Annotated in this window: 15 protein-coding genes; 8 read left to right on the top strand and 7 right to left on the bottom strand. The window is 67.9% G+C overall.

What is annotated here, in order from left to right; all coding sequences use genetic code 11:
• Positions 1-149: 149 nt before the first annotated feature.
• The 5 genes from AC1VNM_RS11915 (at position 150) to AC1VNM_RS11935 (ending at position 5502) form a co-directional block, all read left to right on the top strand.
• Positions 150-695 carry a putative pterin-binding protein gene (locus AC1VNM_RS11915; RefSeq protein WP_377153506.1) on the top strand — a complete coding sequence of 182 codons (546 nt, stop codon included), beginning with the start codon at positions 150-152 and terminating at the stop codon, positions 693-695.
• A 2-nt stretch (positions 696-697) separates the two neighbouring features.
• Positions 698-2623, top strand: a complete 1926-nt coding sequence (locus AC1VNM_RS11920; RefSeq protein ID WP_483107049.1) for an ATP-binding protein — start codon at positions 698-700, stop codon at positions 2621-2623.
• 128 nt (positions 2624-2751) lie between these two features.
• A complete protein-coding gene (locus tag AC1VNM_RS11925) occupies positions 2752-4203 on the top strand; it encodes an AAA family ATPase (protein ID WP_483107050.1) in 1452 nt (483 codons plus the stop codon).
• The gene (locus tag AC1VNM_RS11930; protein WP_483107051.1) at positions 4200-5039 is read left to right on the top strand and encodes an HNH endonuclease family protein; all 840 of its coding nucleotides are present in this window, start codon (positions 4200-4202) and stop codon (positions 5037-5039) included. Before AC1VNM_RS11925 ends, AC1VNM_RS11930 begins: the two co-directional genes overlap by 4 nt.
• Positions 5040-5157: 118 nt before the next feature.
• On the top strand, positions 5158-5502 hold the full coding sequence (locus AC1VNM_RS11935; RefSeq protein ID WP_483107052.1) for a hypothetical protein: 345 nt from the start codon (positions 5158-5160) through the stop codon (positions 5500-5502).
• Here the strand turns inward: AC1VNM_RS11935 and murB are convergent, their stop codons facing one another.
• The gene (gene murB / locus AC1VNM_RS11940; protein ID WP_483107053.1) at positions 5503-6573 is read right to left on the bottom strand and encodes a UDP-N-acetylmuramate dehydrogenase; all 1071 of its coding nucleotides are present in this window, start codon (positions 6571-6573) and stop codon (positions 5503-5505) included.
• Positions 6574-6665: 92 nt separating this feature from the next.
• On the opposite strand from murB, the gene AC1VNM_RS11945 reads away from it, so the two are divergent.
• The 3 genes from AC1VNM_RS11945 (at position 6666) to xdp1 (ending at position 11130) form a co-directional block, all read left to right on the top strand.
• A complete protein-coding gene (locus AC1VNM_RS11945) occupies positions 6666-7160 on the top strand; it encodes a YajQ family cyclic di-GMP-binding protein (RefSeq protein WP_297528740.1) in 495 nt (164 codons plus the stop codon).
• Positions 7161-7281: 121 nt separating this feature from the next.
• Positions 7282-10107, top strand: a complete 2826-nt coding sequence (gene prsT, locus AC1VNM_RS11950) for an XrtA/PEP-CTERM system TPR-repeat protein PrsT (protein ID WP_483107054.1) — start codon at positions 7282-7284, stop codon at positions 10105-10107.
• 189 nt (positions 10108-10296) lie between these two features.
• A complete protein-coding gene (gene xdp1 / locus AC1VNM_RS11955; RefSeq protein ID WP_377153494.1) occupies positions 10297-11130 on the top strand; it encodes an exosortase-dependent surface protein XDP1 in 834 nt (277 codons plus the stop codon).
• Between the two features lie 258 nt (positions 11131-11388).
• Here xdp1 and typA read toward each other — a convergent pair whose 3' ends face one another.
• From typA to rimP, 6 genes are all read right to left on the bottom strand, one after another.
• The gene (gene typA / locus AC1VNM_RS11960; RefSeq protein ID WP_297528746.1) at positions 11389-13212 is read right to left on the bottom strand and encodes a translational GTPase TypA; all 1824 of its coding nucleotides are present in this window, start codon (positions 13210-13212) and stop codon (positions 11389-11391) included.
• Positions 13213-13297: 85 nt separating this feature from the next.
• Positions 13298-14257 carry a tRNA pseudouridine(55) synthase TruB gene (truB, locus tag AC1VNM_RS11965; RefSeq protein ID WP_483107055.1) on the bottom strand — a complete coding sequence of 320 codons (960 nt, stop codon included), beginning with the start codon at positions 14255-14257 and terminating at the stop codon, positions 13298-13300.
• 49 nt (positions 14258-14306) lie between these two features.
• Complete coding sequence (gene rbfA, locus AC1VNM_RS11970) at positions 14307-14687, bottom strand: 30S ribosome-binding factor RbfA (RefSeq protein ID WP_377153491.1); 381 nt, start codon at positions 14685-14687, stop codon at positions 14307-14309.
• A 75-nt stretch (positions 14688-14762) separates the two neighbouring features.
• Complete coding sequence (gene infB / locus AC1VNM_RS11975) at positions 14763-17726, bottom strand: translation initiation factor IF-2 (protein ID WP_377153489.1); 2964 nt, start codon at positions 17724-17726, stop codon at positions 14763-14765.
• Positions 17727-17806: 80 nt separating this feature from the next.
• A complete protein-coding gene (gene nusA / locus AC1VNM_RS11980) occupies positions 17807-19285 on the bottom strand; it encodes a transcription termination factor NusA (RefSeq protein WP_377153487.1) in 1479 nt (492 codons plus the stop codon).
• Positions 19282-20046, bottom strand: a complete 765-nt coding sequence (gene rimP, locus AC1VNM_RS11985) for a ribosome maturation factor RimP (RefSeq protein ID WP_483107056.1) — start codon at positions 20044-20046, stop codon at positions 19282-19284. The genes nusA and rimP overlap by 4 nt, the downstream gene beginning before the upstream one ends.
• Positions 20047-20126: the final 80 nt, after the last annotated feature.

Consider the following 20126-nt stretch of genomic DNA (forward strand, 5'->3'; position numbering starts at 1 on the left):
CCACGTGTGGCGTAAACCAGACTGCATCCCCGCCATTGGGGTGGTCCCGTAGATGCTCCGCCCGGGCGCCGCGCGTAGCATGCGGGCTTTCACCAATGTCCCGTACGGCATCCGCTTCCGATCCGGCAGCGTCGATGCGAGGCCGGGTCGTGCCTCCGTCCATGCTGATCGCGCGCCGTTCCACCCTGCTGGGGCTGTTGACCTGTGTCCTGGGATCCACCGACGCATCAACGGCGTGGGCGCTCCCCGCCGCGCCGCCGCTGGACCTGCCCGCCGGTCCGGTCGTGCTGACCGTCGGCGGCGCGCTGCGCAACGCCAACCGCGACGGCCGTGCCGCCTTCGACATGGCCATGCTCGAAAAGCTGCCGCAGGTCAGCTTCAGCACACAGACCCCCTGGTACCCGAGCCCGCGCAAGTTCACCGGCCCGCTGCTGCGCGACGTGCTCGCCGCCGCCGGCGCGCAGGGCCGCACGATCGAAGCCCGCGCGCTCAACGACTACCGCGTCAGCATTCCCGTCGACGACAGCGCGCGCTACGACGTGATCGTCGCGCGGCTGATCGACGACAAGCCCATGGCCGTGCGCGACAAGGGCCCGCTGTTCCTGATCTACCCGTTCGACCGCGCGCCCGAACTGCGCAGCAGCATCTTCTACGGTCGCTCGGCGTGGCAGCTCACCCACCTGGAGCTGCGCTGAGCATGACACGCGACGCCGCCCGCCTCGTGAGCGCCAAGGCCAACGCCAAGCGCCGCTGGCGCATCGCCGTCTCCGCGATGGGCCTGCTGCTGGTGCTGGCGCTCGCGGGCGTCGCCTGGCTGCAGGCGCGCCAGTACGAGGCGCTCAACGGCACGCGGCGCTACCAGGACGACTACCTCGTCTGGAGCCTGTTCCAGTTCGAGAGCGAATACCTGAAGCTGCGCCTGGCGCTCGAGCAGGCCGCCGGGCCCAGCGTGGCGGTCGATCCCGACCAGGTCGCGCAACGCTACGAGATCTTCGTCAGCCGCCTGAACCTGGTGGAGAGCGAACACGCCGCGCTCGTGCTGGCGCATCATCCGGACTACCAGCGCACGCTCGCGCGCACGCAGGACTTCGTGCGCTGGGCCGACGCGCTGCCGCTCAACGGCGCGCTGATCCGCGAGCATCCGGAGCGGATCGTCGCGATCATCGACCGGCTGGAGCCGCTGGCCGATCCGATCCGTGACCTGTCGCTGACCTCGACCCACCACGTCGCCGAGGACGTCACCCGGCGCAACGACATCGTGCGCAACCAGAGCCGCGTGAGCCTGGGCCTGACGGCGGCGCTGTCGGCGATGACGCTGCTGTTCGCGGCCGTCATCTACCGCCAGTTCCGCGGGCTCGAGCGCTACGGCGACAAGCAGAAGGCGCTGGCCGCCCGGCTCACCGACGCGCAGCGCGAGGCCGACGCGGCCAACCACGCCAAGACGGTGTTCCTTGCCAACATGAGCCACGAGCTGCGCACGCCGCTGCAGGGGCTGCTGGGCATGCTGGGGTTGATCAAGGAGGCGCCGTTGACGTCCGCGCAGCAGGAGCAGTTGAAGGCCGCGAACGACTGCGCGCGCCATCTGCTGGCGGTCCTGGGCGACATCCTGGACGTGACGCGCATGGAAGCCGGCGGCCTGTCGATCGCGCCGGAGCCGCTGCAGCCGGGCGCGCTGATGAAGGAACTCGAGGCGCTGAGCCGGCCGCAGGCGGCGGCCAAGGGCCTGTCGCTGCATTTCGGCGTCGACGACGACGTGCCCGGCTGGCTGCTGGCCGATCCGACGCGGCTGCGCCAGATCCTGCTGAACCTGCTCAGCAACGCGCTGAAGTTCTGCGACCGCGGTCAGGTCGGCTGCCAGATGCGGTGCGGTGTGGGCGCGCTGGGCGAGGACCTGCTGATGGTCGAAGTCAGCGACCCCGGGCCCGGCATCGACGCGCAGACGCAGGCGCGGCTGTTCCAGCGCTTCAGCCAGGGCGACGCAAGCACCTCGCGGCGTCACGGCGGCGCGGGGCTGGGGCTGGAGATCTCGCGCCGGCTGGCGCGTGCGATGGGCGGCGACATCCACGTGCAGAGCGCGGTCGGCCAAGGCGCCCGCTTCACGCTCGCGCTGCCGCTGCGCGCCGGTGCGGAGCTGCCGCCGGGGCGCATCGTGCCAGGTGTTGCGGAGGCCTCGAATGCGGCCAACGCCTACCCTGGGGCGCAGGACGCGACGGCCGCCGCCCAGCCGGTCACCGGCCTGCGCGTGCTGGTCAGCGAGGACAACCCGACCAACCGCATCGTCATCGAGGCGATGCTGGAGCGGCTCGGCCATCATCCGACCCTGTGCGAGAACGGCTTGCAGGCGCTGCATGCGTTGCGTCAGCAACCGTTCGACATCGTGCTGATGGACCTGCACACGCCGCAGATGGACGGTTTCGAGGCGACCCGGCTGATACGCGAACTGCCGGCGCCGCGCGGCCGGCTGCCGATCATCGCGTTCTCGGCGGACGCGTTCGAGGAGTCGCGCCGGAAGGCCGACGAGGCCGGCATCAGCGCCTTCCTCGCCAAGCCGGTCGAGCTGGAGACCCTGCGCGCGTGCCTGCAGACGCTGGCGCCGTCGCGGGCGAGGCCTGAAGCTGCCTGAAACGGCTTGGAAGCGGCTTGAAAGTGGCTTGAAAGTGGCCCGGCCGCGCCGACGGCACGGCGGGCCGTCTTCGCTGAAGCCCACGAGCCTTCTCTTATAGTCCCTCTCCACCACGGAGAGCCCCGCCCATGTACCTGTCCCGGATCGCGCTGACCAATGTGCGCTCGATGGCGTCGCTGGCGATCGACTTCGGCGCCGGTCCGGACGCGCCGCCCGGCACGAACCGGCGCTGGACGCTCCTGCTCGGTGAGAACGGCTGCGGCAAGAGCACCGTGCTGCGTGCGATCGGCCTGCTGCTGGCGGGCAGCGAGGCCCTGCCCGAGCTGCTCGGCGACACCGACAGCTGGATCCGCAATGGCGCGCGGCAGTGCCGCATCGCCGGCACGCTGGTGACGGCCAAGGGTGACCCGCGCGAGATCGCGCTGGAGCTGCATCGCGGCGACGGCCTGCGCGAGATCTTCGAGCGCAACGCGCAGACGCTGGAAGCGCTGGACGCGGCGATCCGCCATGCCGACCGCAACTACTTCGTGCTGGGCTACGGCGTCTCGCGCCGCCCGCCGGAGGGCGGCAAGCGCTCGAGCGGTCCGCTGGACGATTCGGCGCGCTCGTCGCGGGCACGCGCGCTGGCCTCGATGTTCTCGCCGGACGCGTCGCTGGTGTCGCTGCAGCGCTGGGCCATGGACCTCGACTACCGGCGCGGCGACGCGGCGCTGGCGCCGATCCGCGCGGCGCTCAACCAGTTGATGCGGGGCATGAACTTCTCGCGCATCGACAAGGAGTCGGGCCAGTTGATGTTCAAGACGGTCGACGGCGAAGTGCCGTTGAACCAGCTGTCCGACGGCTACCAGAACATGGCGGCATGGTGCGGCGACCTGCTCTTCCGCATCACCGAAGCCTTCCCTGATCGCAAGGATCCGCTGGCCACGCGCGGCGTGCTGCTGATCGACGAGCTCGACCTGCACCTGCACCCGGTGTGGCGGCGGCAACTGGTGGACTTCCTGTCGACCCTGCTGCCGCATTTCCAGTTCATCGCGACGACGCACTCGGCGCTGACCGCGCAGCAGAGCGGTGAAGGCGAGCTCTTCGTCATCCGACGCGAAGGACCGAAGCAGCGGCCGACGCTGGTGCCCTTCGTCGGCGAACCGCGGCTCATGATGCTGCACCAGCTGCTGATGAGCCCGATGTTCGGGTTGGAGTCGATGGACTCGGTGGCGGTGGAAACCGCGCGGAACACGGCGCGCAAGCTGCACACGAAAACGAAGACGCAAGGCAAGGCGCTGACCTCGCGCGAGCACACGCAGCTGCAGCGCAGCGCCGAGGTGCTTCGCGTCGCGCCCGAATGGGACGCGGTGCCCGATTACGCGCGGCAGCAGACCGCGCTGCTGAAGGAACTCAAGACGACGATCGCGAAGCAGGCTGCGAAGTCCGCGCCCGCCACGAAGGCCGCCGTCGGCAAGACCGTCGCGAGGAAGTCCTCTGGCACCGCAGCCGATCGGAAGCCGGCCAAGCCGGCACCGGCACCGGCGCTGTCGCCGACCAAGCTGAGGGCGGCGGTGAAGCGGGTGGAGCGCTCGAAGTGATCCGACTGCGGCGCGGCCGCGACGCCGCGAGCCTGGGCGCATTCACCGGCGCCAAGCTGCAGCAGCGGCTGCTCAAGCTCGAGGGCTACTTCTACGAGGACGGCGGCCGGGTCGACTTCAAGCCCAAGGCGCGCCAGATCTGGTCGACCGCGAAGCCCGCGCTCAAGCTCGATTCGGCTGGCAAGTGCGCGTACTGCGAGGCCGACACGGCCGTGGTCGCGCACGGGGACGTCGAGCACTTCAGGCCGAAGGACCTGTACTGGTGGCTCGCCTACTGCGTCGACAACTACACCTTCAGCTGCCAGGTCTGCAACCAGGTCTACAAGGGCAACAGCTTTCCGGTCACCGGCGCGCGATTGAAGCCACCACGCATGCCGGCCGCACAGCCCGTCGACGCGGCCAAGGCGGCGGCGCTCGCCGCGAGCTTCTGCCTCGATCCGGCCGGCGCCACGGACGCATCGCTGAAGCGCTTCTTCGCGGGCGAGCAGCCGCATCTTCCGGATCCTTACCTCGTCGATCCCGAGAAGCTGCTGTCGTGGAACGCGATCGAAGAGACCAAGGAGGTCTGGCTCATCGCGCGAGGACGTTCAGCGAAAGCCAAGGCCGCGGCGAAGGCGGCCGACGAGGTGCTCGGCCTCAACCGCACGGAGCTGCTGCGCCTGCGCTGGAATCACTACGACCTGCTGCGCACGCTGGCGCTTGCGTTCCAGGAGATGGATCCGGCGTCACCGAACGCGGCGAAGGTCCTCGCCGGCATCCGCCGCCGCGCCGACGGCGATCAGCCGTTCGCGGCGATGACGCGGCATTTTCTGCGGACGTGGGGATTGCTCTCCTGATCCCCCAAAGGTCTGCACCCTTCAACCCCTCTTCGGAGGGCGACTTTCCGACTAGCGGCTCGCGCCGATTCGGCAGACATTGGACGCATTCCTTTCGTCCCATTTCAGGAGCCACCCGATGAGCAGTCTCATGTCCAATGAGTTCATGGGGTCAGGCGTTGCCGGAGATCCTCGCATGACGTCGCCACATCACCTGACTCTACCTGTCGAGGCCATTGACCGCGCCTCGGTGCCGACCCACGATCGCGGCCTTGCCGTCAGGGTGGCGGTCCTGGAGACCCACGTGCATGGATTGAAGAACGAAGTCAGCGAGTTGAAGAGTGAGTTTCGCGAGTTCCGAAAGGAGATGCGCGCCGACATCTCGGCGATCCGCACCCACGACTTCCGGTTGTTGTTCGGCGCGCTCATCACTGTCGCGCTGAGCCTCGTCGCCGTCATGGCCAAAGGCTTCCACTGGATCTGATCAGACGACCACCGGCTCCGGTTCCAGCCGGATACCGAAGCGGCCGTAGACGCTTTCCTGGATCGCCCGCGCCAGCGTGACGACCTCGGCACCGCGGGCCTCGCCGCGATTCACCAGCACCAACGCCTGCTTCTCGTACACCGCCGCGCCGCCGACGCTCTTGCCCTTCCATCCGCAGGCATCGATCAGCCAGCCCGCGGCCAGCTTGAAGCTGCCGTCAGGCATCGGGTAATGCACGATGTGCGGGTCGCGCGCAATGATGTCGCGGCACTGCTCCGCGCTGACCACCGGGTTCTTGAAGAAGCTGCCCGCGTTGCCGATGCGCGCCGGGTCCGGCAACTTGGCCCGCCGGATCTCGCAGATCCACTCGAACACCTGGCGCGCGTCGGGTGCGGTGATGCCGGTCTCGGCCATCTTGCGTTCGATGTCCAGGTAGCCCAGTTGCGGCTGCCACGGTTTGGGACAGCGCAGGCGCACCTTGGTGATCACGCTCTTGCCCGCGAGGCCGCCGTAGCCGGTCTGCTTGAACACGCTGTCGCGGTAGCCGAAGCGGCACACCGCCGCAGGCAGCGTCACGCGGCGCCCCGTCGTCAGGTCGACGACGTCCACGTTCTCCAGCCGGTCCTTCAGCTCGACGCCGTAGGCACCGATGTTCTGCACCGGCGCGGCCCCGACGGTCCCGGGGATCAGCGCCATGTTCTCCAGCCCCGGCACGCCCTGCGCCAGCGACCCGGCCACCACCTCGTGCCAGGGCACGCCGGCGCCGGCCTCGACGATCCAGCAGTCGTCGCGCTCCTCGACGCTCAGGCCCATGATCTCCATCTTGAGCACGACCGCATCGACATCCCGCGTCAGCACGAGGTTCGACCCGCCGCCCAGGACGAACTTCGGCGCGCGGCCCAGTTCCGGGTGGTCGACGACGCGGCGGACGTCCAGTTCCTCGCGGATGCGCACCAGCCGGCGCGCCGTCGCGGGCAGGCCGAAGGTGTTGTAGGGCTTGAGGTTGACGTCGTGCTCGATGACGACGCCCTCGCGGCGCTCGGTCGAGGGGGGGATGGCGGGAGACTGCATGGCTAGAATTCTCGCCCATATCCCCAAGGATCCCCCGGAGGACGGCCCCCGACGACCGGTCGCCGCCCTCCCCCTCTGAAAGAGCCGTACACATGCCCAGCTTTGACACCGTCCTCGAACCCGACATGGTGAAGGTCCGCAACAGCGTGGACGCCAGCGCCAAGGAAATCGCGACCCGCTTCGACTTCAAGGGCACCAGCGCCGCCATCGAGTGGAAGGACAAGGAAAAGGAAGTCCACGCCACCGGCGACGCCGAGTTCCAGCTCGAGCAGATCGAGGCCGTGCTCTATTCGAAGCTGACCAAGCAGGGCGTCGTGCTCGGCTTCGTCGACAAGCAGGACAAGATCGAGAAGCTCGGCGGCGACCGCGTCAAGCAGGTCTACAAGATCAAGAACGGCCTGGAGGCGCCCGAGGCCAAGAAGGTCGTCGCCGCGATCAAGGAAAGCAAGCTCAAGGTGCAGGCCCAGATCGAGGGCGACATCGTGCGCATCACCGGCAAGTCGCTGGACGACCTGCAGGGCGCGCAGGCCGCGCTGCGCAAGGCACTGCCCGATCTGCCGCTGAGCTTCGACAACTACCGCAAGTGATCTTCGGCGCGGACCGGGCGCCTGTCGGGCGCCGGTCCCGCTCCGCCACGCGGGCGCCCTGCCCGCGTGCGCGCCGCGACGGCATCCGCCGCGCAACAGAACAACATCCCCGGGGGACGACATGAGCACTCTTCGCAAGCCTGGCTGGCGACGTCCCGCCGCTGCGGCGTTGACGGCGGCGCTGCTGGCGCTGTGCGCTCCGGCGGCGCAGGCGGACAGCGCCAAGGCCGCGCGCTATTACGAGGACGCGCTCAAGCGCTTCGAACGCCAGGACCTCGACGGCGCCGTCATCCAGCTCAAGAACGCGCTACAGCAGGACGCCCGGATGCTGGCGGTGCATGTGCTGCTGGGCAAGGCGCTGCTGATGCGCGGCGAGGCCGCGGCCGCCGAGATCGAGTTCAACGAGGCGCTGTCGCAAGGCATCAACCGCGCCGAAGTGGCCGTGCCGCTGGCGCAGGCGCTGGTCGCGCAGGGCAAGCAGCCCGAAGTGTTCAAGCAGCCGGCGCTGGTCCCCGACGGCCTGCCCGACAACATCCGCAAGCCGCTGCTGCTGGTGCGCGCGGCGGCGGCCTCGGACCTCGGCGACCCGACGCGGGCGCAGGCCCAGATCGACCTGGCGCGCGCCATTCCTCCGGACAACGCCGACACCTGGCTGGCCGAGGTGCCGCTGCGCCTGCGTGCGCGCCAGTTCGACCAGGCCACCGCCGCCGCCGACCAGGCGCTGCGGCTGGCACCGGGCCACAGCGAGGCGCTCTACCAGCGCGCCACCGTGCCGCATGTGCAGGGCAAGCTCGATGAAGCGCTCAAGGGCTACGAACGCGCGATCGCGGCCGATCCGCGCCACCTCGAAGCGCAACTGGCGCGCGGCGGCCTGCTGATCGACCTGAACCGCGACGCGGAAGCGCTGGCGCAGGTCCAGTCCGCGTTGAAGCTGGTCCCCAGCGAGCCCCGCGCCCTCTACCTGAGCGCCGTGCTCGCCGAGCGCCGCAACGACGCCGCTGCGGCCAAGGCCGCGCTGAAGGCCGTCACCAACGAGCTGGATCCGGTGCCGATCGAGTTCATCCGCTTCCGCCCCCAGGCGCTGATGCTCAACGGTCTGGCCCATTTCGGCCTGGGCGAGATGGAGAAGGCCAAGCCCTACCTCGAGTACGCGCAGCGCCAGACGCCCAACAGCCCGCTGTCCAAGCTGCTGGCGCAGGTCTATGTGGCGGAGCCCAACCTCGACCGCGCCGGCGAGGTGCTGGAGTCCTACCTCAAGGCCTACCCCGGCGACGGCCAGGCGCTCGTGATGATGGCCACGCTGCAGATGGCACAGGGCCGCCATGCACGCGCCGCCACGCTGATGCAGGAGGCGCTGAAGTCCCGTGACGCGCCGGAGTTCCGCACCGCGCTCGGCCTGTCGCTGCTGCGCGGCGGCCAGTCCGGCGATGCGGTCGGCGAGCTGGAGAAGGCCTTCCAGCGTGACCCGCGCCAAGTCTACGCGGGCATGGCGCTGGTCTCGCTCTACCTGCGCGGCGGGCAGACGGCCAAGGCGGTCGGCATCGCGGACAAGCTGGTCAAGCAGGACCCGAACAACCCCACGGCGTGGATCCAGCTCGGCGTGGCGCGCCGGGCGGCCAACAACGCGGCCGGCGCGCGCGAGGCCTATCAGAAGGCCAGTCAGCTCGACCCCGGCCTGGTCGAGGCGCAGCTCGGGCTGGTGCGCGTCGACATCACCGAGCGCCAGTTCGACGCGGCCCAGACGCGGTTGACGGCCCTGCTGAAGACGGACGAGAAGAACGCCGAGGCGCTCTACGAGATGGCGCTGCTGAGCGAGGCCCGCGGCCAGACGGCCGAGGTGCAGCGCTGGCTGTCCAAGGCCACCGACGTGAGCACCTCGCGCAACACGCGGGCGGACCAGGCCCTGGTCGCCTGGCTGCTGAAGCAGGAACAGCCGGGACCGGCACTGGAAGCGGCCCGCAAGCTGCTCGGCAAGGCGCCCGACGATCCGCAGACGTTGATCACCTACGCCCGGGCGCAGCTCGCGAACCGCGACGTCAAGGGCGCCACGGCGACGCTGACCAGCGCGGCGCGGCGGTCGGGATTCGGCGCGGATCCGCTCGCACAGATCGCCGGGCTGCAACTGGATGCGCGTGACCTGGTCGGCGCCGCCTACAGCCTGGACAAGGCGCTGCAGGCCGCGCCGCAGCATGTCGGCGCCCTGGCCCTGTCCTCGACGGTTGCGATGCAGCAGGGCAATCTGACGCTGGCCGAGAAGCAGGCGAAGCAGGTGGTCCAGCTGCGGCCGCAGATGGCGCTCGGATATTCGCTGCTGGCGGACGTCGCGCAGGCTCGCAAGCAGCCCGCCCAGGCGCTGGAAGCGCTGCGCAAGGCCCATGAGATCCAGCCCACCAGCGGCAGCCTGCTGGCGCTGATGCGGGCCTTGAGCCGGCAGGACGCGGGCGGCAAGGCCGCTCAGGACCTGGCCGAACGCTGGCTGAAGACGCATCCGGCCGACCTCGCGGCCTGGAAGGCGCTGGGCGACGCCCAGGCACGCGCCGGGGCGTTCCCGGCGGCCCGGCGCAGCTACGAGGCTGCGCTGAAGCTCAGGCCCAATGATGTCGAGACGCTGAACAACCTGGCGAGCACGATGATCCGTCAGGGCGAGGCGGCGGCGGCTGCGGCGATGGCCGAGAAGGCCCTGGCGCTGGACCCGCGCAATCCGTCCGTCATCGACACGGCCGGCTGGGCCTACCACCTGGCCGGCAACGGCGAGCGCGCGCTGCCCCTGCTGCGCGATGCGCGCCTGCGGGAGCCCAACAGCCCGGACATCCGCTATCACCTTGCTGCGGCGCTGGCCAAGGCGGGGCGCAAGACCGAAGCGCGCGAGGAACTGGATGCCGCGCTGCGCAGCACCGCGTTCGACAGTCACAAGGAGGCGCTGGCCTTGAGCCAGGCCCTGCGCTGAGGGCGGAAAGCCCCTCTGGTGAGGGGTTCCTGCGCTTGTCGGAAGAACTTACAGTCCCGTTCCAGAAGCGGACACATCCAACGGCAAGTGCTTGTGCCGCAAGGCATTCAAGATGTTGGCCCGGGCCTTGCTAAATGAAGGTCGAACGAATCTGACACTCCGATCACGTCGGGGCACCGAGGGGAAACCATGCAAAAAGTTCAACAACGACTGATCGGAATGGCTGCCGTGGCGCTTGCGTCGCTGCTGCCGTTCAGCGCGCATGCGCTTTCCACCTGGACCGCGGGCTCTTGCGTCAGCAACTGCAGCGAGACCGGCGACGCGGCGCCCAACGTCAGCTACGCCGCCTACTCGGCCGTGATCAACCAAACCAGCGGCGGCGCGTATTCCAGCACTGGCGGTTTCGCGCAGAGCACGTTGGCGTACTACAGCGGCAGCGGTTTTGGCGTCACGGCGCCGGGCGGTGACTCGCAGTCGCCCAACCATGCGTTGGACAATTTCGGCTACCAGGACCTGATCCTGTTGAAGTTCGACTCCGCCGTGAACCTGACCCAGCTGAAGCTGGGCTGGTGGCAATACGACAGCGACATCACCGTGCTGGCCTACACCGGCAACACGAGTGGCGGCGACGCCGCGAGCACCATCGCAGGCAAGACGGCAGCGAACCTGAAGTCGGCCAACGGCTGGTCGCTGGTGAACAGCTATGCGGATGTCGGCAGCGCCAATTCGCTCAACCTGAACACGAGCCTCACCTCCAGCTGGTGGATCATCACCGCCTACAACTCGCAGTTGGGCGGCGCGGCGACGGGCAACGACGGCAGCACCAGCGGGCTGACCCGTGGCACGGGCACCACCAGCTACAACGGCTACGACTTCGTCAAGCTGTTCTCCGTCTCGGGCAACAAGGCGCCCGGCGGCGGCAGCAACAACGGCAACGTCCCGGAACCGGCCTCGCTGGCTCTGGCCTCCGTCGCCCTGCTCGGCCTGGTCGGCGTGCGCCGCCGCAAGCAATCCCAAAGCTGAGCCTCCCTGCTCCGCGAAAGGCGACCGATGGGTCGCCTTTCTTTTTGCCGAAGCGCAGCCCACCCAACGAGCACCCAAAGAAAAACGCCCGATGCAAATGCACCGGGCGTTTTCATCTCACATCGTCCTCGGTCGCAAAACCGTTGAAGGACGGTGATGGTGGGGGGCGGTGAGGCGTGAGGTTTTGGCGCTTGCCGCCAAGGCCTCATGCCTCGGCGACCAACGCCCGGACCTCCGCAGTCCAAGCGCCCCCGAAGATCAGCTCCGCAGCGCGCGCTTGCGCTCGTTTTCCGACAGGTGGCGCTTACGCAGCCGCACCGACTTCGGCGTGATTTCCACCAGCTCGTCGTCCTCGATGAATTCAACGCCGTATTCCAGCGTCAGGTCGATCGGCGGCGTCACCTTGATGGCGTCTTCCTTGCCGCTGACGCGGAAGTTGGTCAGCTGCTTGGTGCGGGTCGCGTTGACGATCAGGTCGTTGTCGCGGTTGTGGATGCCGACGATCATGCCTTCGTAGACCGGATCGTTCGGCTTCACGAACATGCGGCCGCGGTCGTCGAGCTTGCCCAGCGCATAGGTGAAGATTTCACCCGCGTCCATCGAGATCAGCACGCCGTTCTTGCGACCGGCGATGTCGCCCTTGTGGGGTTCGTAGCCGTCGAAGATGTTGGAGATCAGGCCCGAGCCGCGCGTCAGGTTCAGGAACTCGTTCGAGAAGCCGATCAGGCCGCGGGCGGGGATGCGGTACTCGAGGCGCACGCGGCCACGGCCGTCCGGCTCCATGTTGACCAGTTCGCCCTTGCGCTCGCCCAGCGCCTGCATGACGCCGCCCTGATGGGTTTCTTCCACGTCGGCAGTGACCAGCTCGATCGGCTCGCACTTCACGCCGTCGATGTCCTGGAACACCACGCGCGGCTTCGACACCGCCAGCTCGTAGCCTTCGCGGCGCATGTTTTCCAGCAGGATGGTCAGGTGCAGTTCGCCGCGGCCCATCACTTCGAAGATGCCATCTTCGTCGGTCTCGCTCACGCGCAGCGCGACGTTGGCTTGCAGTTCCTTCTGCAGGCGGTCCCAGATCTGGCGGCTGGTGACGAACTTGCCTTCACGGCCCGCCAGCGGCGAGGTGTTGACGCAGAAGTTCATCGTCAGCGTCGGCTCGTCGACCTTGAGCATCGGCAGCGGGGCCGGGTTGCTCGGGCTGGTGACGGTCACGCCGATGCCGATCTCTTCGATGCCGTTGATCAGCACGATGTCGCCGGGACCCGCCTCGGTGGCCTGCACGCGGTCCAGCCCCTGGAAGGTCAGCACCTGGTTGATGCGGCCCTTGGTGGCCTTGCCGTCCGGACCTTCCATGACGACCACGTCCATCGACGGCTTGATCGTGCCCTGGCTGATGCGGCCCACGCCGATGCGGCCGACGAAGGTCGAGAAGTCCAGCGCGGAGATCTGCAGCTGCAGCGGCGCATCCGGATCACCCTTCTGCGCCGGCACGTGCTTGAGCACGGTGTTGAACAGGGCGGACATGTCCTCGCCCCACTTCTCGCCCGGCGCGCCCTCTTCCAGCGACGACCAGCCGTTGATGCCCGAGGCGTACACGACCGGGAAGTCCAGCTGTTCGTCGGTGGCGCCGAGCTTGTCGAACAGGTCGAACGCGGCGTTGATGACGGCGTCCGGCTTGGCGCCCGGCTTGTCGACCTTGTTCACGACGACGATGGGCTTGAGGCCCAGCGCCAGCGCCTTCTTGGTCACGAAGCGCGTCTGCGGCATCGGGCCTTCCTGCGCGTCGATCAGCAGCACCACGCCGTCGACCATCGACAGCGCGCGCTCGACTTCACCGCCGAAGTCCGCGTGTCCCGGGGTGTCGACGATGTTGATGTGCGTGCCTTCCCAGCTGACCGCGCAGTTCTTCGCCAGGATGGTGATGCCGCGCTCGCGTTCGATGGCGTTGTTGTCCATCACGGTGTCGACGACCTTCTCGTGCTCGGCGAAGGTGCCGCTCTGGCGAAGGAGCTGGTCCACCATGGTGGTCTTGCCATGGTCGACGTGGGCGATGATGGCGATGTTGCGGATTTGCTTGCTCATGGGGCGGCTTTCGCTAGGGGCTTTCTCTGGATTCGGAGGAAGTCGGGGAACTCGGGATGTCTCGGATTTTTTAGGCGATGCGGGCTCAGGCGGCCTGCATCAGCATGGAAGCGATTTCGGTCGGGCTCAGCAGCCGGTCGGCGATCAGCTCGCCGCCGGCCACGTGGGCGCTGCCCAGGAAGGCGCGCGGCGCCTGGCCGTACACCCGCACCTGCGGCATGTCCGTCAGCGTCACGCGTCGGCGCATGCCGGACAGGAAACGGCCGGCCTCGTCGTTGCTCAGCTCGACCTCGGGCCATTCGCCCAGCAGGCTGTCCGGCGCGGTCAGCAGCGACAGGCGGGCATCTTCGTCCAGCGCCTCGATCTGTTCCAGCGTCACCGCCCGTTCGATCGACACCGGACCGCTCGCCGTCCGGCGCAGGCCGGCCAGGTGCGCGCCGCAGCCCAGCTTGGCGCCGATGTCCTCGCCCAGCGTGCGGATGTAGGTGCCCTTGGTGCAGCGCACGTCGATCACGAGCAGCAGCTCGGCAGGTTGCCAGTCGACGATGTCCAGCGCATGAATGGTCACATTGCGCGGCTGCCGTTCGACGGTCACGCCTTCGCGGGCGAGCTCGTACAGCGCGCGACCCTGATGCTTGAGCGCCGAATACATCGGCGGCAGTTGCGAGATTGCGCCGCGGAAACTTTCGCAGGCGGCGCGGATCGCGTCGAGGTCCAGCGACTTCGCGACCTCGTCGCGCTGCTCGAGGATCTCGCCCTCGCCGTCGCCGGTCGTCGTCGTGATGCCCAGGCGCAAGGTGGCGCGGTAACCCTTGTCGGCCTCCAGCGAGACCTGGCTGAACTTGGTCGCCGCGCCGAAGGTCAGCGGCAGCAGCCCGGTCGCCAGCGGATCCAGCGTGCCGGTATGACCGGCCTTCTCGGCGCGCAGCAGGCGCTTGACCTTCTGCAATGCGTCATTGCTGGTCAGGCCAATCGGCTTGTCCAGCATCAGCACGCCATGCACGGCGCGCTTCACGATCTTGGGGCGGGGGGCTACTGCGCTCATCACAACGCGGCGGCCCTCTCGGGACGCCGTCTTTCTGGCTCGGAGGACCTCAGTCCTCGGTGGTCTCGTCGTCCTTGGCTCGGGACAGGTTCGCTTTGCTGATCAGCGCGCTCATCTCGGCGGCGCGCTCGATCGTGCGGTCGAAATGGAAATGCAGGCTCGGCACGGTGTGGATCTGCAGCCGCTTGAACAGGCCGTTGCGCAGGAATCCCGCCGCCTCGTTCAGCGCCGCGCCGGTCGCTTCCGGATCGCCGACCAGCAGCGAGAAGTAGACCTTCGCGTGCGCGTAGTCGGGCGTGACCTCCACCGCGTTGATCGTCACCATGCCGACGCGCGGGTCCTTGAGGTCCCGGATCAGCTCGGCCAGGTCGCGCTGGATCTGGTCCGCCACGCGCAGACCGCGGTTGGGGATAGATCGCTTGTGACGCATGGCTCTTTCCTCACTCTCTCAAACAACAAAGCCCGGCGGTGCGAACCGCCGGGCATGAAGCTGCGGCAGGCTGGTTTACAGCGTGCGCGCCACTTCCTTGATTTCGAAGACTTCCAGCTGGTCGCCTTCCTTGATATCGCTGTAGTTCTTCAGCTTGATACCGCACTCGAAGCCTTCGCGGACTTCCTTGACGTCGTCCTTCAGGCGCTTGAGCGACTCGATCTCGCCGGTGTAGACCACGACGTTGTCGCGCAGCAGGCGGAAGCGCGCGTTGCGCGTCACGTGACCGCTGGTGATCATCGAACCGGCGATGGTGCCGATCTTGGTCGCCACGAACACGGTGCGGATCTCGGCGGTACCGATGATCTCCTCGCGCTGCTCCGGCGCCAGCATGCCAGCCATCGCCGCCTTCACCTCATCCACGGCGTCGTAGATGATGTTGTAGTAGCGCAGGTCGACGTCGTTGTGCTCGGCCACCTTGCGCGCGCCGGCATCGGCACGCACGTTGAAGCCGATCACGACGGCCTTGGAGGCGATCGCCAGGTTGATGTCGGACTCGCTGATGGCACCCACCGCGGCGTGCACGATCTGCACCTTGACCTCGTCGGTCGACAGCTTGAGCAGCGAGGAGGCCAGCGCTTCCTGCGAACCCTGCACGTCGGCCTTGATGATCAGCGGCAGCGTCTGCACGTCGCCGGCCGTCATGTCGGCGAACATGTTCTCCAGCTTGGCGGCCTGCTGGCGGGCCAGCTTGACGTCGCGGTACTTGCCGGCGCGGAAGGTCGCGATTTCACGGGCGCGGCGTTCGTCGCCCAGCACCATGAACTCGTCACCGGCGCGCGGGACTTCCGTCAGACCCTGGATCTCGACCGGGATCGACGGACCGGCTTCGGCGGCAGCCTTGCCGTCCTCGTCCAGCATGGCGCGGACGCGACCGTAGGTCGAACCGGCCAGCACCACGTCGCCGCGCTTGAGCGTGCCCGACTGCACCAGCACCGTCGCGACCGGGCCGCGGCCCTTGTCCAGCTTGGCTTCGATGACCAGACCCTTGGCCATCGAATCCTTCGCGGCCTTCAGTTCCAGCACTTCGGCCTGCAGCAGCACCTGCTCCAGCAGATCGTCGATGCCCTGGCCGGTCTTGGCCGACACCGGGACGAACGGCGACTCGCCGCCGAACTCTTCCGGCACGACCTGCTCGGCCACCAGCTCGCTCTTCACGCGCTCGGCGTTGGCATCGGGCTTGTCGATCTTGTTCATCGCGACCACGATCGGCACACCGGCCGCCTTCGCGTGGTGGATGGCTTCCTTGGTCTGCGGCATCACGCCGTCATCGGCGGCCACGACCAGGATGACGATGTCCGTCGCCTGGGCACCGCGGGCGCGCATGGCCGTGAAGGCCTCGTGACCCGGGGTGTCGAGGAAGGTGATCATGCCGCGCGGCGTGTCGACGTGATAAGCGCCGATGTGCTGCGTGATGCCGCCGGCTTCGCCCGCCGCCACGCGGGCGCGGCGGATGCTGTCCAGCAGCGAGGTCTTGCCGTGGTCGACGTGACCCATGACGGTGACGACCGGCGCACGGGGCAGCAGCTCGTGCTGGCCTTCGGCGGCGGCGCCCTCTTCCTCGAGGAACGCGTCCGGATCGTCCAGCTTGGCCGCGAAGGCCTTGTGGCCCATTTCCTCGACCAGGATCATGGCCGTCTCTTGGTCCAGCTGCTGGTTGATGGTGACCATCTGACCCAGCTTCATCAGCTGCTTGATGACCTCGGAGGCCTTCACCGACATCTTGTGCGCCAGATCGGCGACCGAGATGGTTTCGGGGACGTGGACTTCCTGGGTCACCGGCTCGTTCGGCGCCTGGAAATTGGACTGCGAGGCGCCGCGATCGTCGCGACCGCCACGGCGGCCCGACGGACCGCCACGGCCCGGCGCGCGCCAACCCGTGCCGCCGCCAGGACGGGCCGGACCATCGGTGCGGCCGCCACCCGGCTTGCCGGCGACGCCACGCTTCTTGGCGTCATCGGCCCAGCTGGACGACAGCTTCTCGGACTTGACCGACTTCTTGTCGCCGGGCTTCGCGCCCGCGGCGGCCGTCGTGCCGGCGGCGCCAGGAGCACCACCCGGCTTCTTGTGGATCGTGCCCTTGATGCCGGCAGCCGGCGTGGCTTCGGGCTTGGGCTCTTCCTTCTTCGCGACCAGCACCTTCTTGGGTGCATTCATCATCGCGCGGATGGCGGCAGCCTCGGCTTCGGCGGCCTTGCGGCGGCGCTCCAGCTCGACTTGGCGCGCCTTCTCGTCGGCGGCGACGTCGGCGGCCTTCACCACGCGCAGCACGGGCTTCGCGGGTTCGACCGGAGCCGGTGCCGGAGCAGCGGCCACGGGAGCCGGCGCCGGTGCGGGCGCGGCAGCAGCCGCGGCCTTCTCGGCCGCCTTGTCGGCGGCCTTCTCGGCCTTGGACTTGGCGGCGTCGGCGATCTTGCGCGCTTCGGCGTCGGCGGCGGCCTTGGCCGCGGCTTCGGCGGCGGCCTGTTCAGCCGCTTCGCGCGCGGCGCGCTCTTCCTCGCGACGCTTTTCTTCGGCTTCGCGCGCGGCGCGCTCGGCGTCCTCGCGCTCACGCACCTTGCGGGCGAGTTCCTCTTCCTGCTGGCGAAGCGCCTCGGCCTGCGCCTGCACTTCTTCCTCGCGGCGCTTCAGCTCGGCTTCCTCGGCGGCGGCGGCGGTGGCGTCATCGACACCGTCCTCGCGCTTGACGAAGACGCGCTTCTTGCGCACCTCGACCTGGATCGTGCGAGCCTTGCCCGAGGCATCGGCCTGCTTGATCTCGCTGGTCGACTTGCGGGTCAGCGTGATCTTCTTGCGCTCGGCGCCGCCGGCGGTCCCGTGCGCAGTGCGCAGGTGATCCAGCAGACGTTCCTTGTCGCTTTCGTTCAAGGTGTCCTCGGCGGACGCCTTCTTGACGCCCGCAGCTTGGAGCTGCTCCAGCAACGTGGTCGCAGGCCTGTTGAGCTCTGCGGCCAGCTGGGCGACGGTGGTCACGGCCATTGTTGAAATCCTTAAATCTTGTGTGGGGCGGAGCGGTCTGGTTTCGCTTGAAGTCGCTTCAGAGCGTGTCTGCTCGGGCGTTATGCGTTGAACCAGTGCTCGCGCGCCTTCATGATCAAAGCGCGTGCCGCTGCCTCGTCCAGGGACGAAATCTCGACCAATTCGTCAACGGCCAGGTCTGCCAGGTCGTCACGGGTATGGATGTCGCCGGCCGCCAGCTTGGCGATCAGCTCGGGGGTCACGCCGTCCAGGTCGCGCAGGTCCTGGGAGACCTCCTCGACCTTTTCCTCGCGGGCGATTTCCATCGTCAGCAGGGCGTCCTTGGCGCGGGTGCGCAGCTCGTTGACGGTCTCTTCGTCGAAGGACTCGATCTCGAGCATCTCCTGCATCGGGACGTAGGCGACTTCTTCCAGCGAGGCGAACCCTTCGGCGATCAGGATGTCGGCGACTTCCTCATCCACGTCCAGCTTCTCGACGAACAGCTTGCGCACCCCGTCGGATTCCTCGGCCTGCTTGGCCGCGGATTCCTCGGCGGTCATGATGTTGATCTTCCAGCCGGTCAGCTCCGAGGCCAGACGCACGTTCTGGCCGCCGCGACCGATCGCGATCGCGAGGTTCTCCTCGTCGACGACGACGTCCATCGCGTGGCGCTCCTCGTCCACGACGATCGACTGCACGTTCGCCGGCGCCAGCGCGCCGATCACGAACTGCGCCGGATCCTCCGACCACAGCACGATGTCCACGCGTTCGCCGGCCAGCTCGTTGGTCACGCCGTTGACGCGAGAACCGCGCACGCCGACGCAGGTACCGATCGGGTCGACACGCTTGTCATACGAGACGACGGCGATCTTGGCGCGGCTGCCGGCATCGCGGGCGGCGTTCTTGATTTCGAGCAGGCCCTGCTCGATCTCCGGCACTTCCTGCGCGAAGAGTTCCTTCATGAACTCGCCGGAGGAGCGCGACAGCATGATCTGCGGACCGCGCTGCGTCGGGTCGATGCCCAGGATCACCGCGCGGACGCGGTCGCCGGTGCGCAGGTTTTCCTTCGGGATCATCTCGTTGCGCTTGAGGCGGCCCTCGACGCGGCCGGACTCGGCAATGATGTCGCCCTTGTCCAGGCGCTTGACCGTGCCGACGAAGATGCGCTCGCCGCGCGACATGAAGTCGTTCAGCAGCTGCTCGCGTTCGGCGTCGCGGATCTTCTGCAGGATGACCTGCTTGGCGGCCTGGGCACCGATGCGGCCGATCGGCACGGACTCGACGCCTTCCTCGATGTGGTCGTCGACTTCGATGTCGGCGATCTGCTCCTGCGCTTCGAACAGCAGGATCTCGGAATCGGGGTTCTGCAGACCGGCCTCGTTGGGCACGACGTGCCAACGGCGGAAGGTCTCATACTCGCCGGTGTCGCGATCGATGGCCACGCGGATGTCGACCTCGCCGCCATACAACTTCTTGGTGGCCGAAGCCAGTGCCGCCTCAACGGCGCCGAACACCACATCGCGCTCCACGCTCTTCTCGCGCGAGATGGCGTCCACCAGCATCAACAGTTCGCGGTTCATTGATCGAGACCTCCGTCAACCTTGTCATCCGTCTGCCGGGACTTGGCATTGCTCTTCTTCTTCGACGCCTTGGGCTTCGCAGCCGCTCCGTCAGCAGATTCCGATCCGGGCGCCAAGCCCGTGTTCTTTTTCGCCGCGTCATCCGCGGCAGCGCCGCCCGCCGGCTTCGGCGGGCGACCCTTGAAAACGATCTCCGGCACCAGCTTGGCCGAGCGCACTTCGTCCAGCGCGAAGTCCAGCACCTGCTCGGTCTTGCCGTCCATGAAGATCACGCGCCAGGCGGTGTTCTGCGCCAGCGCGTTCCAGTCGTCCTGCGCCACGCCTTCGGCCGCGACCAGGACACCCCGGTACTTCTTGCGACCCTGGAAAGCCTCGCGCAATGTGATTTCCACTTCGTGACCGCGGAACCGGGCGTAGTCGCCGGCATTGTTCAGCGGACGGTCCAGGCCGGGGGTCGACACTTCCAGGCGCGTGTAGTCGACTTCCTCGACTTCCATCACGTAGCGCAACTGGCGCGTGACGCGCTCGCAGTCCTCGACGTTGACCGGCTGCTCCGGCTCCTGACCGTTCACGAGCGCCTTGTCGATGTACACGCGCAGCAAGCCCCCGGCGCTGCGTTCGCAGCCCACCACCTCGTAACCGAGTCCGGTCACGGTTTTTTCAACAACGGCTTGCCAGCTCAAATTCATCGACGAAAGTATTTGCCCTGTGACAGGCACGTAGGTACAGCCAAAAAAAATGGGCTGGATGAATCCGCCCACCGTTCACTTTTTCAGCGAAGCTAGAAGTGTACTATGCAAACAGCGTGCCGACAAGGCTGCGTCATCCTTCACGGCATGAC

The sequence above is a fragment of the Mitsuaria sp. MSU3D genome, from assembly GCF_056867975.1.

What these genes read in the sequence shown, in the direction of transcription:
- AC1VNM_RS11920 (WP_483107049.1), top strand. Translation starts at nt 698, where the DNA reads ATGACACGCGACGCCGCCCGCCTCGTGAGCGCCAAGGCCAACGCCAAG.
- AC1VNM_RS11925 (WP_483107050.1), top strand. Translation starts at nt 2,752, where the DNA reads ATGTACCTGTCCCGGATCGCGCTGACCAATGTGCGCTCGATGGCGTCG.
- AC1VNM_RS11935 (WP_483107052.1), top strand. Translation starts at nt 5,158, where the DNA reads ATGAGCAGTCTCATGTCCAATGAGTTCATGGGGTCAGGCGTTGCCGGA.
- murB (WP_483107053.1), bottom strand. Translation starts at nt 6,573, where the DNA reads ATGCAGTCTCCCGCCATCCCCCCCTCGACCGAGCGCCGCGAGGGCGTC.
- AC1VNM_RS11945 (WP_297528740.1), top strand. Translation starts at nt 6,666, where the DNA reads ATGCCCAGCTTTGACACCGTCCTCGAACCCGACATGGTGAAGGTCCGC.
- prsT (WP_483107054.1), top strand. Translation starts at nt 7,282, where the DNA reads ATGAGCACTCTTCGCAAGCCTGGCTGGCGACGTCCCGCCGCTGCGGCG.
- xdp1 (WP_377153494.1), top strand. Translation starts at nt 10,297, where the DNA reads ATGCAAAAAGTTCAACAACGACTGATCGGAATGGCTGCCGTGGCGCTT.
- typA (WP_297528746.1), bottom strand. Translation starts at nt 13,212, where the DNA reads ATGAGCAAGCAAATCCGCAACATCGCCATCATCGCCCACGTCGACCAT.
- truB (WP_483107055.1), bottom strand. Translation starts at nt 14,257, where the DNA reads ATGAGCGCAGTAGCCCCCCGCCCCAAGATCGTGAAGCGCGCCGTGCAT.
- rbfA (WP_377153491.1), bottom strand. Translation starts at nt 14,687, where the DNA reads ATGCGTCACAAGCGATCTATCCCCAACCGCGGTCTGCGCGTGGCGGAC.
- infB (WP_377153489.1), bottom strand. Translation starts at nt 17,726, where the DNA reads ATGGCCGTGACCACCGTCGCCCAGCTGGCCGCAGAGCTCAACAGGCCT.
- nusA (WP_377153487.1), bottom strand. Translation starts at nt 19,285, where the DNA reads ATGAACCGCGAACTGTTGATGCTGGTGGACGCCATCTCGCGCGAGAAG.